8 protein-coding genes and 1 pseudogene are annotated in these 7600 nt (G+C 46.4%); all 9 read left to right on the top strand.

The genetic code is table 11. The features are described from left to right. Positions 1-180 (top strand): annotated as a pseudogene (locus QZ176_RS10005) (3-deoxy-D-manno-octulosonic acid transferase); the annotation flags it as partial. Beyond that, entirely contained in the window at positions 180-929 is a 750-nt protein-coding gene (locus tag QZ176_RS10010) for an RluA family pseudouridine synthase (protein WP_295153282.1), read from the top strand. The pseudogene QZ176_RS10005 and the gene QZ176_RS10010, both read left to right, overlap by 1 nt. Before the next feature lie 66 nt (positions 930-995). Then, positions 996-2336 carry a signal recognition particle protein gene (gene ffh / locus QZ176_RS10015; RefSeq protein WP_295153284.1) on the top strand — a complete coding sequence of 447 codons (1341 nt, stop codon included), beginning with the start codon at positions 996-998 and terminating at the stop codon, positions 2334-2336. A gap of 78 nt (positions 2337-2414) precedes the next feature. Beyond that, positions 2415-2645 carry a 30S ribosomal protein S16 gene (rpsP, locus tag QZ176_RS10020; protein ID WP_005873159.1) on the top strand — a complete coding sequence of 77 codons (231 nt, stop codon included), beginning with the start codon at positions 2415-2417 and terminating at the stop codon, positions 2643-2645. A 1-nt stretch (position 2646) separates the two neighbouring features. Beyond that, complete coding sequence (locus QZ176_RS10025) at positions 2647-2889, top strand: KH domain-containing protein (protein WP_005873158.1); 243 nt, start codon at positions 2647-2649, stop codon at positions 2887-2889. Beyond that, positions 2882-3412 (top strand): ribosome maturation factor RimM, encoded by a 531-nt coding sequence (gene rimM, locus QZ176_RS10030; protein WP_295153286.1) that lies wholly within the window; start codon positions 2882-2884, stop codon positions 3410-3412. Before QZ176_RS10025 ends, rimM begins: the two co-directional genes overlap by 8 nt. Beyond that, entirely contained in the window at positions 3409-4110 is a 702-nt protein-coding gene (trmD, locus tag QZ176_RS10035; protein ID WP_295153288.1) for a tRNA (guanosine(37)-N1)-methyltransferase TrmD, read from the top strand. The genes rimM and trmD overlap by 4 nt, the downstream gene beginning before the upstream one ends. Beyond that, complete coding sequence (gene rplS / locus QZ176_RS10040) at positions 4107-4463, top strand: 50S ribosomal protein L19 (RefSeq protein WP_295153290.1); 357 nt, start codon at positions 4107-4109, stop codon at positions 4461-4463. The genes trmD and rplS overlap by 4 nt, the downstream gene beginning before the upstream one ends. Positions 4464-4778: 315 nt before the next feature. Beyond that, on the top strand, positions 4779-7600 hold a 2822-nt coding region (locus QZ176_RS10045; protein WP_295153292.1), incomplete at its 3' end, for an acyl-CoA dehydratase activase.

A 7600-nucleotide genomic window follows, 5' to 3' on the forward strand; every position in this document is an offset into this window, starting at 1 on the left:
CCGATCATCAGCGGGCGATTTTTTCATAATCAAAAGGCGCTGTACGCGCTCGTGCAAAATATCGCTCTGTGCGGCGCGGATGAAATTTCGAGCGTTTTAAAAGAGCCGTTAAAGGGCACGCGGGTAGATAAAATTTGCGATCTGCAAGAGATAGAAAATTTAATCAAGGAAAGAATTTAATGCAAGAAAAAGCCTACAAACTGCTCGCAGCGCAGGAAAATATCTCGCACAACGAAGCCAAAGCGCTCATCGACGCAGGACTTGTAAGCGCGCGCGGCGCAAAGATCGCTCTAGCGCGCGAGATGCTCGGCGAAAATACTAAATTTAGCGTAATGAAGCCCGCAAAACCCGCAATCATTTACGAGGATGAGAACGTTTTGGCGGTCAATAAGCCGCCCTTTATGAGCAGCGAAAATTTGGAAAAAATCTATAAATTCGGGCTTCTAAACCGCCTGGATAAGGAAACCAGCGGCGTCGTGCTGCTGTACAAAAACGAGGAATTTCGCGAAGCGGCGATTGCGGAATTTAAAAATTTGCGCGTAAAGAAAAGCTACATCGCGATCGTGAAAGGGATCGTGAGCGAAGAGATGAAATTTAACGAGCCGATTTTGACGATAAAGACCCGAAGCGGCGCCTTTTCTAAAATTTCGCCAAACGGCAAGAGCGCATTTAGCGAGGTTTATCCGCTGATGGTAAGCGGCAAAAAATCGCTCGTAAAAGTGCGGATCGAGACGGGCAGGACGCATCAGATCCGCGTGCATCTGGCAAATGCTGGATTTGGCGTAATAGGCGATGAAAAATACGCTAAAAGCCGCGCAAAACGGATGTTTCTGCACTCGTACGAGACCGAGATTTTGGGGTTAAAATTTAAAGCTCCTCCGGGTAAAAGCTTCAACGAATTCGGCTTTGAAATTCCTAAGGATCTCTGATATTCAATGGCTTTTAAGTTAATTTTAGGTAACATCGCAAGTTTAAAAATTTTATAAGGGATCAAAGTGTTTGAGATCATAAGCGAGTCGTTTAAAAACGCGGTCAATAAATTAAAAACAATCGATGACGAAAAAGCTTTAAAAAACGCCTTGGAGACGCTAAAAAAGGCGCTTTTAAAGGCCGACGTGCACCACAAAGTCGTAAAGGATTTTTTGGCGCTTGTCGAAGCCGATCTTCGTATCGGCACTATAGGGCAGAAGCCGTTTTTGCAGTCCATCAAGACAAATTTGACTAAAATTTTAACGGCGCCTAGAGGCAGCAGCCAGGGATTTGTGTTCGCTAGCACGCCTCCTACGGTAGCTTTGATGACGGGACTTCAAGGAAGCGGAAAATCCACGAGCACGATAAAACTCGCAAACTATCTGAAACTTCGTAAAAAAAAGGTCTTGGTCGCAGCCTGCGACTTGCAGCGCCTAGCCGCGGTCGAACAGCTCCGCCAGCTGTGCGAAGCAAACGAGATCGAGCTATTTTTTATCGAGGGCGAGAGCGATCCGCTAAAAGTTGCGGAAAAAGCGCTAAGCAAGGCTAAGAGCGGCCTTTATGACGTACTGCTCGTAGATACGGCGGGACGTCTTGCGATCGATGAGGCGCTAATGGCGCAGCTTGCGGAGATGAAAAAAGCTCTAAATCCGCATGAAATTTTTTACGTAGCGGACGCCATGAGCGGCCAAGACGGCATTAAAACGGCCGCTAAATTTGATGAAATTTTAGGCCTTACGGGCGTGATCTTAAGCAAATTTGACGCAGATACCAAAGGCGGCGTAGCTCTCGGTATCGCGCAGCAGCTTGGCATCCCGCTTCGCTTTATCGGAACCGGCGAGAAGGTGGCCGATCTGGAGGGCTTTATACCCGATAGAATTACAGGTCGTATTATGGGCGAGGGCGATTTGGCGACGTTAGCCGAGAAAACAAGCGCCGTTTTCGACGAAAGAGAAGCTAAAGCTCTAAACAAAAAGATCAAAAAGGGCGAGTTTAATTTCAACGATTTCGTAAATCAGCTCGAAAGCGTGAAAAAGCTCGGCAATATGAAAAATTTAATCGGCATGATCCCGGGGCTTTCCGGCATGGCGAATAAGATAAAAGATATCGATTTGGAAAACTCAAAAGAGATACTTCATATCAAAGCGATGATTAACTCTATGACGCCGAAAGAGCGCGAAAATCCCGATCTGCTAAATAATTCTCGTAAGCGCAGACTTGCTGCCGGCGCGGGGCTTTCGCAAGTGGAAGTGAACCGCTTTTTGAAGCAGTTCGCGGGCGCTTCGAAGCTTGCGAAGAAATTTTCGGGCAAGGGCGGTATGCAGGGGCTTGCCTCGATCGCTCAAAGGCAAAATTTACCGAGATAGCCCCTCGGTAGAGTTTGCAGATGTTTAAGTTTTAGCCATCTGCAAGTTCTAAAACTTACAAAAATTTAAGGAGAAAAAATGGCAACAGTTGTTAGGCTTACAAGAATCGGAAGAAAGAAGCAGCCTTTTTACCGCATCGTGGTAACGGATAGCAGGAAAAGACGCGACGGCGGCTTTATCGAGACGATCGGCTTTTACAATCCGTTAAAAGATAGCGATAATATCAAATTCGACGCGGAGCGTTTGGCATACTGGAAGAGCGTAGGCGCGAAGTTAAGCGATAGGGTCGCTCAAATCACAAGCAAATAAAATGGTAGAAAATTTTATAAAAGAATACGCAAAGTTGATCGCCGACTATCCGCAGTCCGTTTCTACGCAAAAGCGGGTCGGCGAAAACTTTACCGAGATCATCGTCTATGCCGACAAGGCCGATACAGGCAAACTCATCGGCAAGGACGGCAAAATGATAAACGCCATAAAGACCGTCATCATCGGCTATAAAGCAAAAGATCCGATCAATTATAAAATTACCGTCAAAGCCAAAGATGCCTGATGATCTTTTAGAGGTCGCGAAGCTCGGTCGGACTATCGGCTTAAAGGGCGCGGTTAAAATTTTTGATCGCAGCGACTTCCCCTCTCAGTTTAAAAAAGGCGCCGAATTTTATCTGCGAAACGGCGAAATTTTAGAAATTCTATCCTTCAACGGCGCAAATTCTAGCGCTATTTTTAAAAATTACGAAAGCGTAGAAGCGGCGGCAAATTTAACTAACCAAATCCTTTACCGAAGCAAAGAGGACACACGGAAATTTTGCAAATTGCAAAAGGGCGAGTTTTTCTATTTCGATATTATCGGGCTTGAAATTTATGAAGACGGCGCGATTTTGGGGCGCGTAAGGGACATATCGCAGATCGGAAACGGATATCTTTTTGAAGTAGAAACGGATGAAAGCTTAATTTCGCAGACTTTGCCGAAAGAATTTTTCATCCCCTACGTGGACGCCTATGTGAAAGAAATTTCGCTTAGCGAGCGTAAAATTTTTACGCAAAACGCACGCGCGATTTTGGAAAACTCATGAATTTTATCTTTATCTCACTGTTTGAAAATCTCATCGCGCCGTATTTTGAGGACTCGATTTTAAAGCGCGCGGTCGATAAGAAAATAATCTCGACGCATTTTTTTAACCCGCGAAATTTCACGACAAATCGGTATAAAAAGGTAGATGATTATATGATCGGCGGCGGTGCGGGGCTTTTGATCGGCACGGAGCCGCTTGCCGGGACGATCGAGCAGGTAAGAGCTAAATTTAAAAACGCCAAGTTTATCTATCTTTCGCCTGCCGGTAAGAAATTTAATCAAAACGACGCCAAGCGTCTAAGCGGCGAAGAGAGCCTATGCTTTATCTGCGGGCGCTACGAGGGGATTGATGAGCGCATAGTCGAAAGATATGTAGGTGAAATTTTTTGTATCGGCGATTTCGTTCTTACCGGCGGAGAGCTCGGCGCGCTTTGTATGTGCGATGCGATAAGCCGCAACATAAAGGGCGTTTTAGGTAACGAAAGCTCGCTCGTCGAAGAAAGCTTTGAAGGCGGAATTTTAGAGGCACCCGCGTTCGCAAAGCCTGATGTTTTTGAAAATTTACCTATAGTTTCAGAGTTTTTAAAGGGTAATCACGCTAAAATGCACAGCTTGAAAAATCAAATGGCGCTATGCAAAACGAGGTTCTTCCGCCCGGATATGTACCGAAAAATCGCCAGAAATAAAGGAAATTTATGAAAAACAAGTATATCCAAGCGTTTGAGGACGCTCAGATCACAAGCAAAAGTGTGCCTGATTTCCGTGCCGGCGACACCTTAAAGGTAGCTATCAGGATCAAAGAGGGCGATAAGAGCAGAATTCAAAATTTTGAAGGTACCTGCATTGCGCGTCGCGGAAACGGCGTCAGCGAGACTTTTATCATCCGCAAGATCGGCGCTAATAGCGTAGGCGTAGAGAGGATTTTCCCGATCTACAGCGAGAGCATTGAAAGCATCGAGGTTCTAAGAAAAGGACGCGTTCGCCGTGCGAAGCTATTTTACCTACGCGACAGACACGGTAAAGCGGCTAAAATCAAAGAGCTACGGAAATAATCCTTTAAATTTACGCTTCTTAATTCAAAGGGAAGCTCTTTTTATAATGCGCGAGATTTTAAAAAATTTCGCGCAAAATCTACTCGCATTAAATCTAAAATTTTGTAACTTTTCCATTAAAATTTTTAATTTTAAACCGCCTAAAAATCGTCTTTTTCGATAGAAAAAGATAAAATATATCCTGATTTTATTTGCGTTTAAAAATATTACTATAAAATGCAAATTTTAATTTAGAAAGCTCGCGCTAAATTCGAGGATTCGGCCGAGTAAAATTTATTCAATAAAGAGCGAGATGTGATTTTTTTAGGCATTGACGTGGGATCAACCACTGTTAAAACGGTAGTTTTAAACGAAAAATATGAAATTTTAAGCAAGAGCTACGAGCGGCATTTAGCAAAGCCCAAAGAGCTGGTGCTGGATAAAATTTTGCAAATCCAAAAAACCTATGCAGGCGAGCAATTCAGCGTCGCCATAGCGGGTTCGGCGGGTATGGGTATCGCCAAAAATTGCAAAATTCCGTTCGTCCAAGAGGTTTTCGCTACCTCGCTCGGCGTCAAGCGGATGTTTCCAAAGACCGACGTCGTCATCGAGCTGGGCGGCGAAGATGCTAAAATTTTATTTCTCACGGGCGGACTTGAGGAGCGGATGAACGGCTCGTGCGCGGGCGGTACCGGCGCATTTATCGATCAGATGACCAATCTTTTGCATCTGGATATCACGGAGCTTGACTGCTTAAGCTTTGCGGCGAATAAAATTTACCCAATCGCCTCACGCTGTGGTGTGTTTGCTAAAAGCGACATTCAGCCGCTACTAAATCAGGGCGTTAGAAAAGAGGATATTTGCGCCAGTATCTACGCCGCGGTCGTCGAGCAGACGATCTCGGGGCTTGCGCAAGGTCGCGAAGTTAAGGGCAATATCCTATTCTTGGGAGGTCCGTTGTTTTTCCTAAAAGGTCTTCAGGCGCGCTTTAAAGAGGTGCTAAAGCTCACCGACGAAACCGCGACCTTCCCCGACATTGCGCCTTACTTCGTGGCTTATGGTAGCGCGCTGTACGCAAAAGATACGGGCGAGACGTTAAATTTAGAGGAGACGATCGCGCTTTTAAAAAAGGAGCCCGACAGGACCGCGCTGGAAGCCGAGCCGCCACTTTTTAAAGACAGAGCGGAATTTGACGAGTTCATCGCTCGCCACGCCCGCGCAAGCGTGCCTAAGGTGGATATCCACACCTACAGCGGAGACGCGTATTTGGGCGTGGATTGCGGCAGTACTACGATCAAGGTCGTGCTGATAGGCGAAAACTACGAACTATTGTATAAATTTTACTCATCCAATAAAGGCGATCCAGTCGACATCCTGCTGCCGCGTCTTAAGGAGCTATACGATCTTTGCGAGGGTCGCATCAAGATCAAGGGCAGCGGTGTTACCGGCTACGGCGAGGATCTCATTAAAACCGCCTTTCGCTTTGATTACGGTATCGTCGAGACGATTGCGCATTACAGCGCTGCGCGCCACTTCAATCCGAAAGTAGATTTTATCATCGACATCGGCGGGCAGGACATCAAGTGTTTCTCCATTAAAGATGGCAATATCGATTCTATCGTGCTAAATGAGGCATGTAGCTCGGGCTGCGGCTCGTTTTTGCAGACCTTTTCAAATTCTTTGGGTTATGACATTAAAGATTTTGCAAGCTTAGCCCTTTTTGCGACCCATCCCGCCAAGCTCGGCAGCCGCTGCACGGTATTTATGAACTCTTCGGTTAAGCAAGCTCAAAAAGACGGCGCTACGATCGAGGACATCAGCGCAGGTCTTGCTATTAGCGTCATCAAAAATGCGATTTACAAGGTTATCCGCGTGCGAAACGCCGACGATTTAGGTCAAAACATCGTCGTACAGGGCGGTACTTTTTTAAACAACGCTGTGCTACGAGCTTTTGAAAAAGAGCTCGGCAAGGACGTGATCCGTCTAGATATCAGCGAGCTTATGGGTGCATACGGCGCGGCGCTTTTTGCCAAAAATAACGCGAACGAGCATACCGATATGATCAGTCGTGCAGAGCTTGAAAATTTCACTCATCGCAGTGAATTTAGCGTCTGCAAGCTCTGTACGAACAAATGCCCGCTTACGATCAGCTACTTCGGCGATACTAAATTCGTCTCTGGAAATAAGTGCGAGCGCGGCGCAGGCAAGGAGATCCGCCACGACATTACGAATTTATTTGAGTTTAAAAACGAGCTTTTGCGAAAATATCGCAAGCCACCGAAGCAGGATGCGCCGCGGGTTGGAATTCCGTTTGTTTTGAATATGTTTGAGATGATCCCATTTTGGAGCGCGTTTTTTGAAAATTTAGGTATGAGCGTCGTGCTGTCGCAAAAGCCGCGAAAAGAGACGCTGTTTTTAGCAAGCCAAAGCATCCCGAGCGATACCGTCTGCTACCCGGCTAAAAGCGTGCACGGCCACATTTACGATCTGCTAAATAAGAGCGTCGATTTTATCTTTTATCCGTGTATGAGCTACAGCCTCGATGAAAATATCAGCGAGAACTGCTACAACTGCCCCGTAGTCGCATACTACCCCGAGCTGATACGCGCGAACGTAGGCGCGCTAGAGGAGAAAAAATTCCTCTACCCGCACGTGGATCTTAACATGCAAGATTCGTTTTGCAAAACGATGCAGGCTGAGCTCGCGGACGCTGGGTATAAATTTCACTCTGACGCCGTGAAAAACGCCGTCTTGCAAGGCCTTAAGGAGCTGCAAAACTATAAAAATACCATTTTAATAAAAGGCGAGGAGACCCTAAAGGAGATCAATGCAAGCGGCATGCCTGCCATCGTGCTAGCGGGTCGTCCGTATCATATCGACAAGACGATAAATCACGGTATCGATCGCTATCTAAATTCCTTGGGCTTCGTAGTGCTTAGCGAGGACGCGCTGCCGCTTAGCAGGGTGCAGACGAAAAGCCTTAATCAATGGACCTACCACGCCAGGCTTTATAGCGCGGCGAGGTTCGTCTGTAAATATCCGCGCATGCAGCTGGTGCAGCTAGTCAGCTTCGGCTGCGGGATAGATGCGATCACGGGCGACGAGGTGCGCGACATACTGCGCCAAAACGGTAAAATTTACACTCAACTTAAAATCGA

It is taken from the genome of uncultured Campylobacter sp., assembly GCF_905373215.1.
GTDB lineage: Bacteria > Campylobacterota > Campylobacteria > Campylobacterales > Campylobacteraceae > Campylobacter_B.

Bases quoted from the DNA above. Each gene is read 5' to 3' on its own strand.
- QZ176_RS10010 (WP_295153282.1), top strand. From the start codon at position 180: ATGCAAGAAAAAGCCTACAAACTGCTCGCAGCGCAGGAAAATATCTCG.
- rpsP (WP_005873159.1), top strand. From the start codon at position 2,415: ATGGCAACAGTTGTTAGGCTTACAAGAATCGGAAGAAAGAAGCAGCCT.
- QZ176_RS10025 (WP_005873158.1), top strand. From the start codon at position 2,647: ATGGTAGAAAATTTTATAAAAGAATACGCAAAGTTGATCGCCGACTAT.
- rimM (WP_295153286.1), top strand. From the start codon at position 2,882: ATGCCTGATGATCTTTTAGAGGTCGCGAAGCTCGGTCGGACTATCGGC.
- trmD (WP_295153288.1), top strand. From the start codon at position 3,409: ATGAATTTTATCTTTATCTCACTGTTTGAAAATCTCATCGCGCCGTAT.
- rplS (WP_295153290.1), top strand. From the start codon at position 4,107: ATGAAAAACAAGTATATCCAAGCGTTTGAGGACGCTCAGATCACAAGC.